This window comes from Corallococcus sp. CA047B (assembly GCF_003612065.1).
In the GTDB taxonomy this organism is placed as follows: domain Bacteria; phylum Myxococcota; class Myxococcia; order Myxococcales; family Myxococcaceae; genus Corallococcus; species Corallococcus praedator.
The window spans coordinates 11,871-30,854 of record NZ_RAWD01000078.1 but is presented as its reverse complement, the minus strand read 5'-3'; the positions used below and the strand labels follow the sequence as shown (position 1 = coordinate 30,854).

General features: G+C 70.0%; 15 protein-coding genes. 4 read left to right on the top strand and 11 right to left on the bottom strand.

Annotated elements, in window-relative coordinates:
* Positions 1 to 409: 409 nt before the first annotated feature.
* The 3 genes from D7X74_RS14890 to D7X74_RS14880 all read right to left on the bottom strand — a co-directional run bounded on the left by D7X74_RS14890 (position 410) and on the right by D7X74_RS14880 (position 5,721).
* Entirely contained in the window at positions 410 to 2,341 is a 1,932-nt protein-coding gene (locus D7X74_RS14890) for a type IIA DNA topoisomerase subunit B (protein WP_120533623.1), read from the bottom strand.
* 10 nt (positions 2,342 to 2,351) lie between these two features.
* Positions 2,352 to 4,733: a DNA topoisomerase (ATP-hydrolyzing) subunit A gene (locus D7X74_RS14885; protein ID WP_199741828.1), complete on the bottom strand. Its 2,382-nt coding sequence runs from the start codon at positions 4,731 to 4,733 to the stop codon at positions 2,352 to 2,354.
* Between the two features lie 271 nt (positions 4,734 to 5,004).
* A complete protein-coding gene (locus tag D7X74_RS14880; RefSeq protein ID WP_120533621.1) occupies positions 5,005 to 5,721 on the bottom strand; it encodes a hypothetical protein in 717 nt (238 codons plus the stop codon).
* Between the two features lie 112 nt (positions 5,722 to 5,833).
* Here D7X74_RS14880 and D7X74_RS14875 point away from each other — a divergent pair, with 112 nt between their 5' ends.
* Positions 5,834 to 6,493: an MBL fold metallo-hydrolase gene (locus tag D7X74_RS14875; RefSeq protein WP_120533620.1), complete on the top strand. Its 660-nt coding sequence runs from the start codon at positions 5,834 to 5,836 to the stop codon at positions 6,491 to 6,493.
* 7 nt (positions 6,494 to 6,500) lie between these two features.
* Here the strand turns inward: D7X74_RS14875 and D7X74_RS14870 are convergent, their stop codons facing one another.
* Genes D7X74_RS14870 through D7X74_RS14860 form a run of 3 tightly spaced genes read right to left on the bottom strand, consistent with a single transcriptional unit; the run spans position 6,501 to position 8,322 of the window.
* On the bottom strand, positions 6,501 to 6,944 hold the full coding sequence (locus D7X74_RS14870) for a hypothetical protein (protein ID WP_233595617.1): 444 nt from the start codon (positions 6,942 to 6,944) through the stop codon (positions 6,501 to 6,503).
* On the bottom strand, positions 6,941 to 7,579 hold the full coding sequence (locus tag D7X74_RS14865) for a hypothetical protein (RefSeq protein WP_120533619.1): 639 nt from the start codon (positions 7,577 to 7,579) through the stop codon (positions 6,941 to 6,943). Before D7X74_RS14865 ends, D7X74_RS14870 begins: the two co-directional genes overlap by 4 nt.
* Positions 7,579 to 8,322, bottom strand: coding sequence for a M50 family metallopeptidase (locus D7X74_RS14860; RefSeq protein WP_120533618.1), 744 nt, complete (start codon positions 8,320 to 8,322; stop codon positions 7,579 to 7,581). Before D7X74_RS14860 ends, D7X74_RS14865 begins: the two co-directional genes overlap by 1 nt.
* A 130-nt stretch (positions 8,323 to 8,452) precedes the next feature.
* Between D7X74_RS14860 and D7X74_RS14855 the strand changes: the two genes are divergently transcribed.
* Positions 8,453 to 10,630, top strand: coding sequence for a S46 family peptidase (locus D7X74_RS14855; protein WP_120533617.1), 2,178 nt, complete (start codon positions 8,453 to 8,455; stop codon positions 10,628 to 10,630).
* Between the two features lies 1 nt (position 10,631).
* Complete coding sequence (locus D7X74_RS14850; protein WP_120533616.1) at positions 10,632 to 11,288, top strand: hypothetical protein; 657 nt, start codon at positions 10,632 to 10,634, stop codon at positions 11,286 to 11,288.
* Positions 11,289 to 11,291: 3 nt separating this feature from the next.
* Here D7X74_RS14850 and D7X74_RS14845 read toward each other — a convergent pair whose 3' ends face one another.
* Entirely contained in the window at positions 11,292 to 11,807 is a 516-nt protein-coding gene (locus D7X74_RS14845; RefSeq protein ID WP_120533615.1) for an RNA polymerase sigma factor, read from the bottom strand.
* Positions 11,808 to 12,061: 254 nt separating this feature from the next.
* Between D7X74_RS14845 and D7X74_RS14840 the strand changes: the two genes are divergently transcribed.
* Positions 12,062 to 13,999 carry an APC family permease gene (locus D7X74_RS14840; RefSeq protein ID WP_120533614.1) on the top strand — a complete coding sequence of 646 codons (1,938 nt, stop codon included), beginning with the start codon at positions 12,062 to 12,064 and terminating at the stop codon, positions 13,997 to 13,999.
* A gap of 46 nt (positions 14,000 to 14,045) precedes the next feature.
* On the opposite strand, the gene D7X74_RS14835 is transcribed toward D7X74_RS14840, so the two are convergent.
* From D7X74_RS14835 to pilM, 4 genes are all read right to left on the bottom strand, one after another.
* Positions 14,046 to 15,677, bottom strand: coding sequence for a sigma 54-interacting transcriptional regulator (locus tag D7X74_RS14835; RefSeq protein ID WP_120533613.1), 1,632 nt, complete (start codon positions 15,675 to 15,677; stop codon positions 14,046 to 14,048).
* Positions 15,678 to 15,824: 147 nt separating this feature from the next.
* Positions 15,825 to 16,805 (bottom strand): type II secretion system protein GspN, encoded by a 981-nt coding sequence (gene gspN / locus D7X74_RS14830; protein WP_120533612.1) that lies wholly within the window; start codon positions 16,803 to 16,805, stop codon positions 15,825 to 15,827.
* Positions 16,806 to 16,807: 2 nt separating this feature from the next.
* On the bottom strand, positions 16,808 to 17,365 hold the full coding sequence (gene gspM / locus D7X74_RS14825; protein WP_120533624.1) for a type II secretion system protein GspM: 558 nt from the start codon (positions 17,363 to 17,365) through the stop codon (positions 16,808 to 16,810).
* 10 nt (positions 17,366 to 17,375) lie between these two features.
* Positions 17,376 to 18,983 carry a pilus assembly protein PilM gene (gene pilM, locus D7X74_RS14820; RefSeq protein ID WP_120533611.1) on the bottom strand — a complete coding sequence of 536 codons (1,608 nt, stop codon included), beginning with the start codon at positions 18,981 to 18,983 and terminating at the stop codon, positions 17,376 to 17,378.
* Position 18,984 lies beyond the last annotated feature (1 nt).

The window sequence follows — 18,984 nt, the reverse complement described above, 5'->3', positions numbered from 1 at the left end:
CCGAGGCTGTGAATATCGCCCGTGGCGAGACGAGCCCCGCTGCTCGCGGCGCAGGCGGTACCCCCCTGGAGGGCGAAGGCGAAGCTGGTGGAGAGGCCGCGGGCGCTGCCGGGGCCGCGGGGGCCACCGGCGCATCCGCCGTGGGGCCCGGTTCGTCCGGAGGGGTGAAGGTGTCTTCGGGGGCCGGCACGGGCTTCGTGGCGGAGGGCCGCTTCTTCTTGGCGGCGCTCTTGCGCTTGGAGGCGGCGTCGGCAACGGGGGCGCTCAGCACGCAGGCGAGCGCGAAAGTCAGGGCAAGACGGGTCGAGTTCACGATGCCGGCGATGCTAGCCGACCGGCGGGGCGGAAGACCAATGCCTCGCCCGGGACGGGGGATGCCGTCCCGGGGTGGGCCCGGACTCCCGGTTTTTCAGACGTCGAGCTCCTGCACTTCGCCGGCCATCTCGGTGATGAACTTGTAACGCGCGGAGACGTCCTTGCCCATCAGGTCGTTGATGATGCGGTCCGTCTCCAGGGCGTTGTCGATGGTGACGCGCAGGCTGATGCGGTTCTTCGCATCGAGCGTCGTCTCCTTCAGCTCGTCGGCGGTCATCTCACCCAGACCCTTGAAGCGCATGATGTTGGGCTTGGCGTTGCCCCGGACCTTCTCGCGGATGATGCGGTCGCGGTCCGGTTCGTCCAGGGCCCAGTACGTCTCCTTGCCGATGTCCACCCGGTACAGCGGGGGCTGGGCGATGTGCACCGCGCCCGCCTCGATGAGGGGCCGCAGGTGGCGGTAGAAGAACGTGAGCAGCAGCGTGGCGATGTGGTGGCCGTCGCTGTCGGCGTCCATCAGCAGGAAGACGCGGCCGTAGCGCAGCTTCGTGATGTCGAAGTCCGCGCCGATGCCGCACCCCAGCGCGCTGACGATGTCCTGGAGCTCCTTGTTGGTGGCCACCTTGTCGGTGGACGCCTGCTCCGCGTTGAGCACCTTGCCGCGCAACGGGAGGATGGCCTGGGTGCGCCGGTCGCGGCCCTGCTTGGCGGAGCCGCCTGCGGAGTCACCTTCCACGATGAACAGCTCGCTGGACTGGGGGTCCGTGGACGAGCAGTCCGCCAGCTTCCCGGGCAGGTTGAGCCGGTGGCTCACCGCCGTCTTGCGGTTGATGGCGGCGGAGGCCGCGCGGGAGGCTTCACGCGCGCGGGCGGCCAGGATGATGCGCGCCAGCAGCGCTTCCGCGATGGACTTGTTGTCGTTGAGCCACTTCTCCAGGGCCGGCCGGACGGCGCCGTCCACCTGGGCCGTGGTCTCCGGGTTGTTGAGGCGGCCCTTCGTCTGGCCCTGGAACTGGGGCTCCACCACGTACACGGAAAGGATGGCGGTGATGCCCTCGCGGATGTCCTCCGCGGTGAGCGTCACGCCCTTGGGCGTCAGGTCGTGCGTGTCGATGTAGTTGCGCATCGCCTTGACGATGGCCGCCCTCAACCCCGCCTCGTGCGTGCCGCCCATGGCCGTGGGGATGCCGTTGACGTACGAGCGCACGTGCTCGTCCGTGGCCTCCGTCCATGCCAGCGCCACCTCCAGCCGGACCTCGTTGTCGCGCGCGTAGTAGAACGGCGTGCTGCCCGTGGGGACGATGGGCTTCTGCCGCTCCGACACGACCTTGGTGAGGTACTCGGCGATGCCGCCGTCGTGCTTGTACGTCACCGTGGTGTGGGGCGTGGCCGTCTCATCCTTCCAGATGACGGTCATGCCCTTGTGCAGGTAGCTCTTCGCCTCCAGCCGCTCGCGCACGGCCTCCGCGTCGAACTTCTGCTTCTCCCCGAAGATCTCCGCGTCGGGTTCGAAGGTGATCGACGTGCCGGTGCCGCGCGCGGGGCCCTCCACCTTGAGCGGACTGGTGGCCTTGCCGCGCGCGTAGGACTGCGCGTGGCGCTTGCCGTCGCGCTTGATCTCCACCAGCAGCTTGCTGGAGAGCGCGTTCACCACGGAGCTGCCCACGCCGTGCAGACCGCCGGAGTGGATGTAGTTGCCCTGCTCGAACTTGCCGCCCGAGTGCAGCGTCGTGAGGATGACCTCCAACGCGGGCTTCTTGTGCTTGGGCATCATGTCCACCGGGATGCCGCGCCCGTTGTCCACGACGGTGATGGATTTGGCGCCCTTGTGGAGCGTGACCTCGACGGTGGTGGCGTAGCCGTTGATGACCTCGTCCACCGAGTTGTCGAGGATCTCCCACAAGAGGTGGTGGTAGCCCGTGGTGTCGGTGCCACCGATGTACATGGCCGGGCGCTTGCGCACCGGCTCCAGGCCTTCCAGCACCTGGATGTCCGCGCCTGTGTAGCTTTCCTTCTTGGTCGCCATGGCGTTCCCGCTACTCCTTCTTCTCCGGCAGCGGCACGAAGGTGACGGGCCGCGCCACCTCCTTCACCGTGTCGCGCTTGGACATCTCGTGGCCCTTGCCGCCGCGCGCCGTCACCGTGAACTTCGCCGGTGACAGGTGCAGCTTGCGGCCCTTCTGCGTCTCGAACTCCAGCGTGGCGTCCTTCTGGTTGGCGGGCGCCGCGAGGAAGTCCACCACCCGGTCGCCCGGCTCCACCTTGATGACCTGGACGCCCTTGCCGGGGCCGGCCAGCTCATTGACCTCCGCCACCTTGCACACGAGCGCGCTCGTCTTCTCCGTGAGGACCGCGAGCAGGTCGCGGTCGCCCACCGGCTGCGTGCCGATGATTTCGTCGCCCTCGCCCGTCTTCGCGTAGCGGCGGCCGGCGCGCGTGGACACCTCCGTGTGCGGCGCGAGCAGCACGCGCATGCCCAGGCCCAGCCGCGTCACCGCCACCAGCTTCGCCGGCTGGGGCAGGCGCGGATCCAACGACAGGGCGCCCACCACGCGCTCGTTGTCGTCGAACTTGAACAGCTTCTGCACCGGGTCGCCGTAGCCGGTGGACGCCGGCACGTCGTTGAAGCGGGTGACGTAGGCGGTGCCCAGGTTGGTGAACAGCACCAGGTTCGTCTTCAGGCTGCCCGCGAGCACCGCCATCACCGCGTCGCCTTCACGCAGACGGGTGGTGGAGGGGTCCTTCACCTCGCGCACGCGCTTGATCCACCCGTCGCGGGTGATGACCACGTGGGCGTCCTCGTCCGCGATGAACGCCTCCGCGGAGAACTCCACCTCTTCCGAACCGGCGCCGCCAATGCGCGTGCGGCGCTTGTCGTTGTACGCCGCCTTCATGCCGGTGAGCTCGTCGCGGATGACGGCCCAGCGCTTCTTCACGTCCTTGAGGATGCCCTCGATGCGCTTGATCTCCGCGCGCTTCTCCTTGAGGTCCTTCTGGACGACCAGGATCTCCAGGCGCGCCAGCTTGTAGAGCTTCATCTCCAGGATGGCTTCGACCTGGATCTCATCCAGCTTGAAGCGGGTCATCAGCTTCTGGGCCGCGTCCTGCTTGCCCTCGGACTGGCGGATGATGCGGATCATCTCGTCCAGCGCGTCGTAGGCCTTCTCGAAGCCCTCGAGGATGTGGACGCGGCGCTTGAGCTCCGCCAGCTCGTGCTCGAAGCGCTTGGTGACGATCTCCAGGCGGAACTCCAGGAAGTACTGGAGGATGCTCTTGAGGTCGAGCCGCTTGGGCGTGCCGACGTCCGGGTTCTCCGACGGGACGAGGCAGGTGAGGTTCACGCCGAAGGTCGTCTGCAGGGGCGTGTGCTTGTAGAGGTACGCCATCACCAGCTCCGGGCTGGCGTCCTTCTTCAGCTCCAGGACGATGCGCACGTCCTTGGTGGACTCGTCGCGCACGTCGGTGATGAGCGGCAGCTTGCGCTCGCGCACCAGCTCGCCAATCTTCGCGACGAGGGTGGACTTGTTCACCGTGTACGGGATGGAGGTGACGACGATCATCTGGCCGCCGCGCTTGAGCTCCTCCAGCTTGTATTCGCCGCGGATGCGGACGCCGCCCTGGCCCGTCTCGTAGATCTCCCGCAGCTCCGGCTTGCTGTTGAGGATCTGCCCGCCGGTGGGGAAGTCCGGGCCCTTGATCCACTTGAGCAGGTCCTTGACCTGGAGCTCCGGGTTCTCGATGAGGGCCAACAGCGCGTCCACCAGCTCGCCCAGGTGGTGGGGCGGGATGTTGGTGGCCATGCCCACGGCGATGCCGGTGGTGCCGTTCATCAACAGCTGGGGCACGCGCGCGGGGATGACGACGGGCTCGTCCCGGGTGCCGTCGTAGTTGGGCCGGAAGCGGACCGTCTTGCTGTCCAGCTCACCCAGCAGCTCCGTGGCCAGCTTCTCCAGGCGGCACTCGGTGTAGCGGTAGGCGGCGGCGGAGTCGCCGTCGAGCGAGCCGAAGTTGCCGTGGCCGTCCACCAGCGGGTAGCGCAGGGAGAAGTCCTGGGCCATGCGGACCAGGGCGTCGTAGATGGCCGTGTCGCCGTGCGGGTGGTAGCGGCCCATGATGGCGCCGACGACCTGGGCGCACTTCTGGTACTTGGTGTCGAACGACAGGTTCAGGTCGTTCCACATCCCGTAGAGGATGCGGCGCTGCACCGGCTTGAGGCCGTCGCGCACGTCGGGCAGCGCGCGCGAGGTGATGACCGACAGGGCGTAGTTCAGGTAGCGGCGACGTGCTTCCTCGGCGAGGCCCGCCGGGATGCTGCCGTCACCACCGCCGGCGCCAGACGCGCCGCCGCCTCCCTTGCCTCCGCCCCCTGCCGGGCCTCCCTGCTTCTTGCGCGTCTTCGTATCGGCGTCTGCGAGCATGGTCATGAAATCCAGATGGGTTTTTCGGGTCCTCCCCCACCCATGACGCGGCGCACGGCCTGCCTGCGCGCCACGACCAGTCGGGTTGGACCATCAACGTCAGGTGGCCGGGACTACCATGGCCCCCTGACATTGAGAACGAATTCGGGAGGTTGCGTCGGCTCCAACGCGAGATTCCTGCACGTCCGTGCAGTCCTCTGCCTGCTTGAAACGCGCCGCCAACCCCTCGGAATTCCGAGGGGTGCGAGGACGCCGCAGGGCTGCCGGGCGGCTATCCGTTGTCGCCGGCGGCGGGCGTGCGGGGCTTCTTGGGATCGGCGTCCGGGGCGCGTCCCCAGTTGCCGCTGCCGTGCTTGAAGATCTGCACGCCCCGGCCGGAGCCGCTGCCGAGCATGCCGGGGATGGTGGCCTGGACGGCCTTGCCGCCGGGCGGGTGGTAGACGACGCGGACCTTGCGGGCGGAGGGCAGGAGGGCGCTGGTGGCGTCCACCAGCAGGTAGACGGTGGTGCCGTCCGTCTGGATGCGCTCGGGGTCCTGGCGGTTGTTGAGGTCGGCGAGCAGCTCGCCCCCGTCGGTGCTGCTGGCGTCGGTGCCCAACTGGCGCACCTTCACGCGGAGCATCAGCACGGGCGGGGCGTCCTGGCGCTTGTACTCACGCACGCCCTGGATGACGACGGCCAGGTCGGCGCCGTTCTCCGGGCCCTTGGTGGCCAGGTGGAGGCCGGACTGGGGGCTGGAGTCGGTGTCCAGGAAGAGGGTGACGTTGGCGCAGCGCTGCTTGCACTCCTCGCCGAACGGCAGCTTGTCGAACTTCAGCCGCATGGCGAAGTCGCTGCCCTGGGGCCCGATGGTGGCGTCCACGACGACGGGGCGCTCATCGTCGCCGGTGGGCTTGTAGCGGAAGGTCGACGAGGTCCCCCGGCCCGCGGCGGAGACGGTCGCGCTGGCGAGCAGCGAGCAGGCGAGCAGGGTGGGCAGGCGCTTCACGGAAGAGAGACCTCCTGGCGGGGCGGGCAACGCCGCGTCAAAAGAGGCATTCAACGGGAACAGGCCCAGGGCGGCAAGCCTTGGTCGTAGAGTGGTCGCTCGGAGGACAACCATGCCCACGCCGTACGTACGCCAGCTCAAGCTGGGACCGATGGACAACTTCGTCTACCTCGTGGGGCCCGCGGATGGCCCGGAGGTGGTGGTGGTGGATCCCGCCTGGGACGTGATGGAGATTGAAGCGGCGGTGGCCCAGGACGGCAAGCGGGTGGTGGGGGCGTTCGTGTCCCACTGCCACGGCGACCACATCAACGGCCTGGAGGAGCTGCTGTCGCGCCACGACGTGCCGGTGTACGCGCAGGAGGAGGAGATCGCCTTCTCCCGCGAGCTGCGCAAGTGGGGCGGCGACGCGCTGCGGCCGCTCAAGGCGGGGGATCCGGTGCCGGTGGGCAAGCGCACGTTCCAGGCGCTGCACACGCCCGGGCACACGCCGGGGTCGCACTGCCTGCTGGCGGAGGACGCGCTGGTGTCCGGGGACACGGTGTTCATCAATGGCTGTGGCCGGTGCGACCTGCCGGGCAGCAACCCGGAGGCGATGTACCGCTCGCTGTCGCAGGTGCTCCTGAAGGTGCCGGATTCGGCGCGGCTGTTCCCGGGACACGACTACGCGGACGTGCCGGTGGCCGGCATGGACGCCGTGCGCCAGAAGAACCCGTACTTCGCCTTCCCCGACATGGCGTCGTTCGTGGCGTTCCGGATGCGGCCGCGCAAGTGACGCGGGGTCAGGGCTGGATGGCGAGGATGCGCCAGCCCTGAACGTCGATGGCATAGGTCGCCCCCATGTCGAGGGCGATGGCCCGCTCTTCCGGGGTACAGGCGTCGGGATTGAAGAGGAAGCGCACGAACACGATGCCTTCCGGTCCTGGCGACGCCTGGACGTCGAAGGACTGGCGACGGTAGAGGCACTGCTCCGTGGGCGTCGCGCCCCGGTGCGGCTTGGAGCCAGGAGGGCGGAAGTCGTCCATCGCGAGCTGGATGGCCGTGGCCACGGTGCCGGACAGTTCCTGGAGTCCCGTGGCTGGAAGATCCGAGGGGAACTGGACGGTGGCGGCTTCCTCCGGGGGCGCATGGACCGGGCGGGGGGCGCGCTGGAAGAGCGCGCACGCGGGGAGCAGGACCACCGGCAGCAGCGCCGCGAGAACGCGTTTCAGGGAGTTCCTGCTCACTCGTTCACCGAGGTCACACGACCCGACGGCTTGTCTTCCGGCTGGATATACCCGGTCAGGACCCAGGTCCTGCCACGGCGCACGAAGACCTCGCCGGGACGGTCTTCGTGTCGATGCGGAACCAGCTTCATCACCGTGCAGGCCGTGTCGAACTGGATGCGGATGTCATAGAGCTGGAGACTGGAGCGCCGGTCGTCCTGGGAGAGTTCGGAAGGAGCCCAGGGGTGGCTGTGATAATCCGCCCAGGGCATGGGTCTTCCCCTGTCATCCATGACATGGAGCGGTGGCTGGCACCGCTTCCTCTTGGAAGGGCCCACCAGGACGGTGGGAGCCAGGGGCGAGGGCTGGCTTGCGTAGAACATCCCATCCTCCAGGGAGTAGATGACCCCGCAGTACTCCTGGCCATGGTCACGCCAGGTGGCGCGGGGGAGCTTCATGATCGCCGGGCAGAGCTGGTCGATGACGTCATCGATGTTCAGCGACGGCTCGATGTCGGCCCAGGGGCCGTCGACCCAGACCTGATTGCCCCTGAACCCATAGGGAACAGCCCCGGGCCCTTGCGGTGTGGATGAAGGGCCGGCGCATCCCAGGGCTCCCGCGAAAACAATCGCACGAAGTCCCATCCTGTCGTGCATCACACCCGCCGCGCGCGGGCCACGGGCGGCATGCGCATGCCGCCTCCGTCGCGGGGCTTCGCGTGCAGCGCCCAGTACGCGGACACGGCCAGCAGGCCCAGCGACAACAGCGTCCACAGCGCTGCCCACACGATGGACGGCACCCACGTCTCGCTCGCGAGAATCGCCGCGTCGCTCTGGGCCCGCACCGCGCTGTTCCACAAATCGTCGCGCAGGTCGAAGACGACGTAGAGCGCCGTGAACGCCGCGAGGAACAGGTTGAGCGCGTCCACCACCCCCGATGGCAGGAAGCGCGCGCCCAGCCCCATCGCCACCGCCATGCCCAGGCAGAACGCCAGCGTGAACAGGTCCCCCGCGTAGAAGAAGCCCATCACCCCCAGCCACACCGACGCCGCCCCCATCACCGCGCGGCCCAGCCGGAAGCGGAACGTGGCCAGCATCAACAGCGCCCCCGCCACCGCGCTGCCCAGGTAGCCCGCCGAGGACACCACGATGCGGTTGAACACCCCCGGCGGCAGCCGCGAGAAGCAACTGCCTCCCTCGTTCACCTGCAGGTGCACGCGGTCCACCGAACCGCCCACGAGCAGCGCGGCGATGGCATGCCCGCTCTCATGCATCATCACCACCAGCACCTTCACCGGCCACAGCACCGGCGAGTACCAGAAATACCAGGACGCCCCCACGAGCAGGACGAGCAGCGCCAGCCGACCGACATCCAGGGTTGCTCCGCTCGCCGTGCGCATCGCTGACTCCCTCGCCCCTGCCTGCCTGGACACCGCAACATCCAAGGGCGTTCCATCTTCCGCGAAAACGCCTTCCGCCGACACCGGAACGGTCGCGCCCAGGCACCGGACGGGGTAGGGAGGGGACACCATGAAGAAGACGCTCCTCCTCCTCTGTCTCGTGGCGGCCCCGGCCTTCGCCGGGGAAGGCAAGTGGACCCCCCAGCAGGTGCTGGAGCTCAGCCCCGCCTGGCTCAAGGCCCAGGGCCTGAAGCTTCCTCCCAACAAGCTGTGGGACCCCAAAAGGGGCACCGGCCTGCTGGCGGGCACGGTGAACACCGGCGGCTGCTCCGGGTCGTTCATCTCCGCCTCCGGCCTCATCATCACCAACCACCACTGCGCCTTCTCCATCATCCAGGAGCACAGCTCCCCCCAGCGCGACCTCATCACCGGCGGCTTCCTCGCGAAGAGCCCGTCCGAGGAGCTCCCGGGCAAGGGATCGCGCGTGCAGGTGCCGCGCGCCTTCACGGACGTGACGGCGCAGATCAACGCCGCGGTGCCCGCAGGTGCGGATGACCTGGCGCGCTACAAGGCCGTGGACCGCAAGCAGAAGGAGCTGGTCGCCGAGTGCGAGAAGCGCCCCGCCACCCGCTGCCAGGTCGCGACCTTCGACGGCGGCGTCAACTACACGCTGGTGGACGCGGTGGAATTGCAGGACGTGCGGCTCGTGTACGCGCCGCCCCGCGCGGTGGGCGAGTACGGCGGCGAGGAGGACAACTGGTCCTGGCCGCGCCACACCGGCGACTTCTCCATCATCCGCGCGTACACCGCGCCGGACGGGAGCTCCGCCACGTACAGCGACAAGAACGTGCCCTACAAGGCGGAGTTCTTCTTCCCGCTGTCCACCGAGGGTGTGAAGCCGGGCGACTTCGTGATGGTGCTGGGCTACCCGGGCATGACCTACCGCACGCTGCTCGCGGACGAGATGGCGGAGCGTCAGGCGCGCTACTACCCGCGCATCCGCGACGTGCTGGGCGAGGCCATCTCCCTGCTGGAGGCCGAGGGCGAGAAGGACCCCGCCGGGAAGATCGCCGTGGCCTCGCAGCTCAAGAGCCTGCACAACGTCTACAAGAACGCGGACGGCCAGCTCACCGGCATGCGGCGCGGCCAACTGGTGGAGAAGCAGCGCGCCGCCGAAACCTCCGTCGTCGCCTGGGCCCAGAAGGGCGGCGCGAAGTGGACCGACGCGCTCCAGGCCCGCGAGGAGCTGCTCACCGAACAGCAGGCGTCCGCGAAGACCTTCGAGCGCGACTTCCTGCTGGCCATGTCCGGCCGTCTGGCGTTGGGGCCCTCGCTCGCGACGAAGCTGGCCCGGCTGTCCACGGAGCGCGCGAAGCCGGACCTGGAGCGCCGCCCGGAGTACATGGACCGCGAGCTGCCGCGCATCAAGGACGGCCTGGAGCGCGCCCAGAAGAACGTCTTCATCGCCGCGGACAAGGCGCTCCTGCACGCGTTCGTGAAGCGCGCGCAGGCGCTCAAGCCGGACGAGCGCATCAGCGCCGTGGACACCCACTTCGGCAAGGCCTACGTGGAGAAGGACGTCACCGCGAAGATCGACGCGCTCTACGCGGGCACCAAGGTCCTCACGCTGGTGGAGCGCCTGAAGATGGCGGCCGAGACGCCGGCGCAGCTGGCCGCGCGCAAGGATCCGCTGCTCGCGTTCGGAATGGACCTGGCGAAGGACCAGGCGGCGCTGGAGGACACCCGCGACCGTCGCCAGGGCGCGGCGTCGCGGCTGCGGCCGGCGTGGCGCGCGGCGGTGATGGCGCAGGCGGGCAAGCCCATTGCCCCGGACGCCAACAGCACGCTGCGCGTGTCGTTCGGTAAGGTGCAGGGCTACACGCCGCGCGACGGCGCGGTGTACCTGCCGCAGACGACGCTGACGGGCATGCTCCAGAAGCACACCGGTGAGGAGCCCTTCAACGCGCCCCCCAAGGTGCGCGCCACCGCGGAGGCGAAGAAGTTCGGCCCGTGGGTGGACCCGAAGCTCAAGGACGTGCCGGTGGACTTCCTGTCGGACGCGGACACCACGGGCGGCAACTCCGGCAGCCCCACGGTGAACGGCAAGGGGGAGCTGGTGGGCGTGAACTTCGACCGCGTGTGGGAGAACGTCGCGAACGACTTCGGCTACAATCCGGACGTGGCCCGGAACGTCAACGTGGACGTGCGCTATCTGCTGTGGAACCTCGACCAGGTCGAGAACGCGGACGCGCTGCTGCGGGAGCTCAACATCCGCAAGAGCCCGCCCGTGGTGAAGGAGGCGCGCTGACATGTCGGACGCGGGAGAGGGGTCGCCAGCGCTTCCCACCTTCCGTCCCGAGGAACGGGTGTGCGGCAACTGCAAGCTGTGGAGTCCGCACTCCGTGGATCACCGGGGATGGGTGGGGCCGTGCCGCATGCACAACTCGCGCGGCATGTTCCCGCCCTCCGCCCCCATCTGTGACAAGTACGCGCCCAAGGGCTCCGCGGCCCCGCTTCCTGTCGCTCAGAGCAGCACGCGAGGCCGCACGGCTCGCAGCGTGGCGCCCGTGGTGGTGCGCCGGCGCGCGGACCCCAACGACGTGGTGGACCTGGAAGGGCTGAACATGACGCGCGAAGAGCTGATGGACATCTTCCGGGAGGCGTCCGGCATCAGTGAGCCGCCGCTCGCCGCCAAGTGGGAGGGCGGCACGGTGCGACTCGTGCCAGGCAACCCGGAGCTCCAGGCGAAGGACCTGCCCATCGACAACCTGTTCCACAAGGTCACGATGGTGCGCGACCGGCTGCGCGTGCTGGAGCAGAAGCTCAACGCCCACCCCAAGCTCTCCGAGGCGGAGAAGGTGGAGATGCAGAGCTACATCACCCGCGTGTACGGCTCGCTCACCAGCTTCAACGTCCTCTTCAAGGAGAAGACGGACCAGTTCGTCGGCAGCAAGGGCGACGAGTAGCGCTCACGGTCGCTGGCCGCGCTCCTCCATCACGGTGAGGGCGCGCTGGCGGCCCCGGTGCAGGGCGCTCTTCACCGTGCCCTCCGGGATGCGCAGCAGCCGGGCGATCTCCGCGGAGCCCAGGCCGCGCACCTCGCGCAGGTAGAGCACCTGCCGCTGCTGGGGGTTCACCTCCTCCAGCGCTTCGTGGAAGTGGCGCTGCATCTGTTCGCCCATGGCGTGCGCTTCCGGCGACACCGTCTCCTGGGGCGCGTGCGTCAGCCGCTCCCGGCGCCGGCGCGCGCGCAGCCAGTTGATGCTGCTGTTGACCATCACCCGGTGCAGCCACGTCGTCCACGTCGCCCGGCCGTCCAGTCCCGGCGGCTGGCGCGACAGCCGCAAGAACACGTCCTGCACCACGTCCTCCGCGTCATCGGTGTCCCCCACGATGCGCCGGGCGATGGCCAGGGCCCGGGGCCGGTGATGGGCGTACAGGTCATTCAGGGTGGGGAAGGGGAAGACGGCGGCGTGCGGGCCCATGGCGGACGGTCTCCTGTGTCTGCCTCCTGAAACGAATGGGCGCGCGAAAAGGGTCTATCGCCCCGGGGGGCAGGTGCGTGGAGGACTGCGTACCGTCTTCTCGGACTCCAGGGTGGGGCCCCGGGCCGTCCGTCCTCCCGGAGGCCCCACCGGACTCCATCCACGGGGCCGGGCCCCGGGGGCCCGCCAGGGCGGCGGGTGCGCAGGTTGCAGCCATGGCACGGACGGTGGAGATGGGATGCAGGAGGCCGTACATGCCCCGGCGTCGGGAGGGCAACGGCTTCGTGGACCTGCTCCTGGGGCGCCCGCTCACCAGCGCCCAGGCGATGCAGGAGAAGACGGGCGTCCTCACCGGCGTGGCCCTGCTGGGCCTGGATGCGCTGTCCTCCGCCGCGTACGGGCCGGAGGCCGCCCTCACCGTGCTGCGCCCCCTGGGGCCCGCGGGACCGTGGCTGCTGCTGCCCATCATGGCCGCCATCGTCGGACTGCTGATGGTGGTGGCGGGCTCCTACGCGCAGACCATCGCCGCGTACCCCAGCGGCGGCGGCGCGTACACCGTGGCGCGGGAGAACCTGGGGCAGGGCGCGGGGCTGCTGGCCGCCACGGCGTTGATGCTCGACTACATGCTCAACGTGGCCGTGGGCATCTCCGCCGGCACGGGCGCGCTGGTGTCCGCGTTCCCCTCGCTGCGGCCCCACGTGCTGCCCATCGCCCTGGGCATCCTGGCGCTGCTCACCCTGGTGAACCTGCGCGGCGTGAGCGAAGCGGGCGCGGTGTTCGTCGTGCCCACGTGGTTCTTCATCGGGTCGCTCACCCTGGTGCTGGTGGTGGGCCTGTACAAGCTGCTCATCGGTCAGGTGACGCCCATCCAGGCGCCGCCTCCGCTGGCGCTGCCCACCGCGTCCGTGGGCGCATGGCTCGTCATCCGCGCCTTCGCCAGTGGCTGCACGGCGATGACGGGCGTGGAGGCCATCAGCAACGCCGTGCCCATCTTCCGCGACCCGGCCATCCGCCGCGCGCGCCTCACGCTGGGCGTCATCGTGGGCATCCTCGTCACGATGCTGCTGGGCATCGCGCTCCTGTGCCGGGCCTACGGCGTGGGCGCGACGGTCCCCGGCTCCGCGGGCTACCAAACGGTGCTGTCCCAGCTCATCGCGGCGGTGATGGGGAGGGGCCTCTTCTACTACGTGGCGATGGCCGCCATCCTCTGTGTGCTCGCGCTGTCCGCGAACACCAGCTACGCGGGCTTCCCGCTCGTCTGCCAGGTGCTGGCGCGCGAGCGCTACCTGCCCCCGGGCTTCGCGCACCGGGGACGGAGGCTGGCCCTGTCCCGGGGCATCCTCACCCTGTCGGGGCTGGCGGCGCTGCTGCTCCTCGCGTGCCGGGGCATCACCGACCGGCTGATTCCCCTGTTCGCCATTGGCGCGCTGATGGCCTTCACGCTGTCGCAGGCGGGCATGGTGGTGCACTGGAACCGGCACCGGGGCGAGGGCTGGCAGTGGCGCCGCGCGCTCAACGGCTTCGGCGCGATGATGACGGCGCTCACCCTGGTCATCGTCGGCGTGTCCAAGTTCACGCACGGCGGCTGGGCCGCGTTCGTCATCGTCCCCCTGGGCATCCTGCTGCTGACGCGCGTCCACGCCGCCTATGTGCGCACGCGGCGGAACACGGAGCTGCGGCGGCCCGTGCAACTGGCCCCGGCGTCGCCGATGGTCGCCGTGCTGCCGGTGGATCGCTGGTCCCACGCGTCGGAGACGGCGCTGCGCTTCGCGCTGGAGCTCAGCGACGACGTGCGCGCGGTGCACATCTGCAGCGGGGACACGGACGAGAAGGAGCTGGACTCCCACTGGCAGCACTTCGTCCAGGGGCCGCTGATGGAGGCCGGCCGCAGGCCTCCGCCGCTGGTGCACGTGTCGTCACCGTACCGCGCGCTGGTGTGGCCGCTCTTGGACTACCTGGACTCGCTGCTCGCGGAGGCCCCGGGCCGCACCGTCGCCATCGTGCTGCCGGAGCTGCTGGAGGCGCGCTGGTACCGCGCCATGCTGTACGGCCGCCGCTCGGAGCTGATGCGCAGCGCGCTGCTGTTGTCCGGGGAGCGCAGGCTGGTGGTGGTCAGCGTGCCCTGGTACCTGCGCAGCGCCGGACAGCCGGCGCCGCACTCGGCCTGGACCGCGCCCGACGCGCATCCGTGAGGCAGGGAAGGGGGCGCCGGAAGCGGGGCGCCCCCCGGGGCGGGTGCTACTCCTGCTCGTCCTGCTTCGTCATGCCCCAGTCCTTCAGGCGCTTGAACAGCGTGGAGCGCGCGAGCCCCAGCTCCCGGGCCACGCGCTCGCGGTTGTTGTTGAAGCGGCGCAGCGCGGTTTCGATGATCTGCCGCTCCAGCTTCTCCAACATCTGCTCCAGCGTCATGCCCGGCGGCAGCTCCGGCACGGTGATGCCCGTCTCGCGGTTGACCTCCTGGTCGAAGGACAAATCCCCCGCGTCGATGGACGGCCCCTTGCGCAACAGCAGCGCGCGGTGCACCACGTTGCGAAGCTCGCGGATGTTTCCCGGCCACGCGTGCTGCTGGAGCCGCTCCAACGCGGGCTGGGTGAGGCGCACCGTCTGCCCGCGCGGGGCGAAGGTCCGCACGAAGTGCTCCGCAAGGCCGACGACGTCCCCCCGGCGGTTGCGCAGGGGCGGCAGGTGCAGCGGCACGACGCAGAGGCGGTAGTAGAGGTCCTCGCGGAAGCGGCCCTCGCGCGACGCCGCCAGCAGGTCGCGGTTGGTGGCCGCCACCACGCGCACGTCCACGTGGATGGGGCGGCTCGCGCCGACGCGCTTGATTTCACCGCTCTCCAGCGCGCGCAGCAGCTTCGCCTGGAGATCCAACGGCAGCTCGCCAATCTCATCCAGGAACAGCGTGCCGCCGTCCGCCTCCTCGAAGGCGCCCTTGCGCGCGCCCACGGAGCCGGTGAAGGCGCCCTTCTCGTGGCCGAACAGCTCGCTCTCAATCAGCTCCTTGGAGATGGCCGCGCAGTTGACCGGGATGAGCGGCCGGTTCGCGCGCGGCGAGCACGCGTGCAGCGCGTTCGCCACCAGCTCCTTGCCCGTGCCGGACTCGCCCAGGATGGTGACGGCCGCGGTGGACGGAGCCACGCGCTGGATGAGGTCCGTGAGCTGCCGCACCGACGGGTCCCCGCCGAGGATGCCGTGGAAGGACGGCGCTTCCTTCTTCGTGGCCGGCACCACCTCCAGGATGAGCTCCGCCTCGCCCACGCGCAGGCTGGTGGGCAGCGTCACCTCCGCCTCGAACAGGCGCACCGGGCCCAGCCACGTGCCGTTGGTGGAGCGCAGGTCCACGACGTGGAAGACGCCGTCCTGACGCGTCACCTTCAGGTGCTTGCCGGAGATGAACCGGTCCTGGAGCACCAGGTCGCAGCCCACGTCCTTGCCCACCGTGAAGCTGTCGCCGGTGAGCCGGTGCGCCGTCTCCGTGGTGCCCTGCTTCACGCGCACCTGCGCGGCCTGCCAGCGCTGCGCGTCCCGGCCCTGCACCGCCGTGGCGTTGCCCACGTCGGTGGCCAGGTCCGCGTCCTCGCTGGCGCCGTGCTTGCGGAACACCGCGCGCCACTGGCCCAGCTCCACGTCCGCGCCGTCGGGCAATTCGCCCTTCTCCACGAGCTTGCCGGCGACCTTCGTGCCCTTGCCGGACAGGTCCTCCACCCGGCACTGCTGGCCGTCCCACAGGAGGGCCACCTGCTGGCGGCTCACCTCCGGATCCGGAATGGCCACGTCGCTCGAGTCACCCCGACCGAGCACCAGCCGCGCCCGATCCACCGCCACCCGCAGCACTTCCTCGCCTCGACGGAAGAACACCAACTCCGGCATTCCGACCCCTCCCAGCGCCCCCGGCACCGGGAGCGACGGGCAGCGCTTTACACGGCGCGTGCACGGGCATCAACCGGGGCGGGGCGGACTTCAGGGACGGACGGGGGACGGGAGGGCTGCCTCCGCCGTCCCCCGCGTCGGGCGTGACTAGCGCTTGGGTCCGAAGCGCGGGCTGCTCACCATGCCGGTGAGCCGTCCGCCTCGGTAGCCCGGGTTGTCCCGGTCCTGCGGCAACATGTTCACCGCGATGGCCAGGGGCCCCAGCCGCTGCTGGAAGGCCTGCTCGAACTTCAGCCGCACGTCGAGCCCCAGCTCGCTGTACTCCAGCCGCTTGCCCAGCTTCACCGTGCCGGAGCCCGTGCCCTCCAGGTCCTCGCTCTTGAGATCCAACGTCTTCACCGTGCCCATGCCCTTGTCGAACTGGAGGTCGCCCTTCAGGTCACCCAGGAGCACGCGCGGCAGGTCCATGGGCATCGCGGGGCCGCCGCCCATGGGGATGGCCGCCTTGCCGCCCTTGATGGTGAGCCCCTGGGTGTCCAGGGCCACCGTGCCCGTCGCCTGCGACCAGTCCGCCGGCTGACCGCGCACGAGCGCGCCCGGCGCGGTGAGGGACACCCTCGCGTTGAGCAGGCCCTCCATGTCCACGCCGGTGTAGGCCGGCAGGTTGCCGGCGCCCGCCTGGAGGCCGCTCACGTCCACGTCCAGCGACGTGGCGCTCAGGCCGCCCACGGCGACGTGCACCGTGCCGCCCATGGCCTTGGCGTTCACCACCAGGCCGGGCGGGAAGAGCGCGGGACGCAGCGCCACGCTGTCGAAGGTGAGCGCCTCGCCCAGCTCCGCGGGGCCCAGGCCCCCGGCCTCGCCCCGGGCGAGCGCCGCCACGGACTCCGCGCCCAGCGGCGCGGGCGGCTTGCTCACGCGCACGTTGGTCGCGGTGACGCCGAACAGGCCGGGCCGCAGGCTCCCGATGCGCACCGCGAGCCCCTGGGCCGCGGCCTCCGTGACGATGCGCGTGCGGACCGCGTCGTACGGGAAGGTGAGCATCAGGCAGAGGATGAACGCCACCAGCGAGAACGCGGTGTAGCCGGCGATGAGCTTCCAGCGCGCGGTCTTGGATTCGGTGGCCATGGCTATTGCTTCATCCGGTAGGTGGCGACGGTGGTCCACGCCGTCAGGGTGTCCGTGGCAGGGCGGGGCTCCACGCGCAGGTACTTCACCTTCACGATGCCTGGGCCCGTCTCCACCGTGCGCAGGAAGTCCGTCAGCTTGCGCAGGTCCACGTCGGTGAACGTCAGCTCCACGGAGCTTTCGATGATCTTCCCGTCACCCACGCCCACGTCGCCCTTGGGCGACATGTTCGGCACGGTGAGGCCCGCGGCCGTGGCCTTGTCCTCGATGTACGTGATGAGTCGCACGTTGCTGCTGGTGAGCTGCTGCTCCACCGCCTGGCGCTCCTGCTGCGCGGCGCCGTAGCTGGTCGCCAGCGCCTGCACCTCCTGCAGCTTCGCCAGCTTGTCCTGCGTGCGCCGGCGGTAGCCCGACGCGCTGTTGGCGAAGCTGAAGAGGATGACGAAGAGGACGAACACCGCCACGGCCGAGCCGGCGATGGCCACGAGCTTGCGCTCGCGGTCGCTCAGCCGCTCGAACCACGTCTGGAGGGGTGCGAAGACTTCCTTGATCTTGCTCATGTCCGCCATGTCAGGTCTCCCCCCCCTGCGTCTCGCCGGGGCACTGCACCTGCACGTCCAGGCGGAAGGTCACCTTCTGCCCGTCACGCGTCTTCTTCACCTCGCCCTCCTTCACGTCCTTGAAGCACCGGTGGCCCTTCAAGGCGGCGGAGAGCGTGTCGATCTGCTTGGAGCTGTCCGTCTCCCCCTGGAGCATCACGCGGTCCAGGTCCACCTGGATGCGGTCGAACCGCACCGGCACCTCCGGGGGCACCCGCTGGGTGATCTCCGCCAGCAGGTTCACCGCCGACATGGAGGGCAGCGCCGCGGCCGGGCTCTCCACGCCCTTGAGCATGTTGATGGCGCGGTCGTAGTTCTGCTCGCACGTGCCCAGGATGCGCTGGGTCGTCTTGCACAGCACCGCGTCCACCTCCGCCTCGCGCCGCGCCAGCACCGTGTTGCGCACCACCCCGAAGGCGACGAGCAGGAGCAGCAGCGTCACGGCGAACGAGGCCAGCAGGCCCAGCCGGTCCTTCACGTAGTCGTAGCCGCCCTTGAAGGCGAACTCACCCCGGCGCAGGTTGAAGCGCGGCGCCTTCGCCCCGGCAGCGTTGCCGCGCATGGCGAGCGCGTACGCCTGCGCCGCGGCCGGCGCCTCCGAGGCGGAAATCTTCCCGGCCGCGTCCGCCGGCAGCGCCAGCACGCGCACCGGCAGGTTCAGGTCCTTGGACAGCTGCTCCGCCAGGCCCGGCAGGCGCGCGGTGCCGCCCGCCAGCACCACCGCGGTGACCTGGCGGCGGGTGCGCGCGGTGAAGGACTTGAAGGACGGCCGCAGCTCGCGCAGCACCGGCTGCAGGCCGCGCACGAAGGCGTTCGCGGCGCGCTCGGCGTCCGGGCCCTGCGCCGCGCTGGCCATCGCGCCGTGCGCTTCCTTCCACTGGTGCGCTTCCGGCTGCGTCGTCTGGAACTCCGTGGCCAGCGCCCGGGTCAGGTCGCGCCCGCCGCCGGAGAAGGTGCGCGCGAACTCCACGCCCTGGCCCGGACGGCCAATGGCCACCGACGTGCGCTCATGGCCGATGTCCACCACCGCGATGGTGCCGCCCTCGCCCACGCCCTCGAAGAGGCCGGGCGCCTGGACGAAGAGGTTCTGGTACGCGAGCGCCGGGTGGGTGATGACGCGCGGATCCAACTGGAGGCCGCCGAGCAGCGCCAGCAGCGACTGCAGCTCCTCCTTGCGCACCACGCCCACCAGCAGGTCCGCGGCCTTGTCCTTGCCGCCGGTGTCCTTCTGGCCGACCACCTGGTAGTCGTAGACGACCTCCGAGATGTCGAACGGAAGCTGGCTGCCCACTTCGAAGGGCAGCGTCGCCTCCACGCGCTTGGCGTCGGAGAAGGGCAGGCTCACCGCGTGCGTGGTGAGCGACGGGCCGGGCAGGGCGATGACGACCTGATCCACGTGCCCTTCGGGCATCTTCTGGAGCAGCTCCTCCACCGCGGCGCGCAGGGTGTCCGAGCGCTCGCCCTCCGGCGCGCGGCGCACCTCGGCGAAGGCCTGGGTGGTGTGGCTTTTCGTTCCGGAGTCCAGCACCACCCCCTTCACGGAGTGGCTGCCGAGGTCCAGGCCAAGAATGCGGGCCATG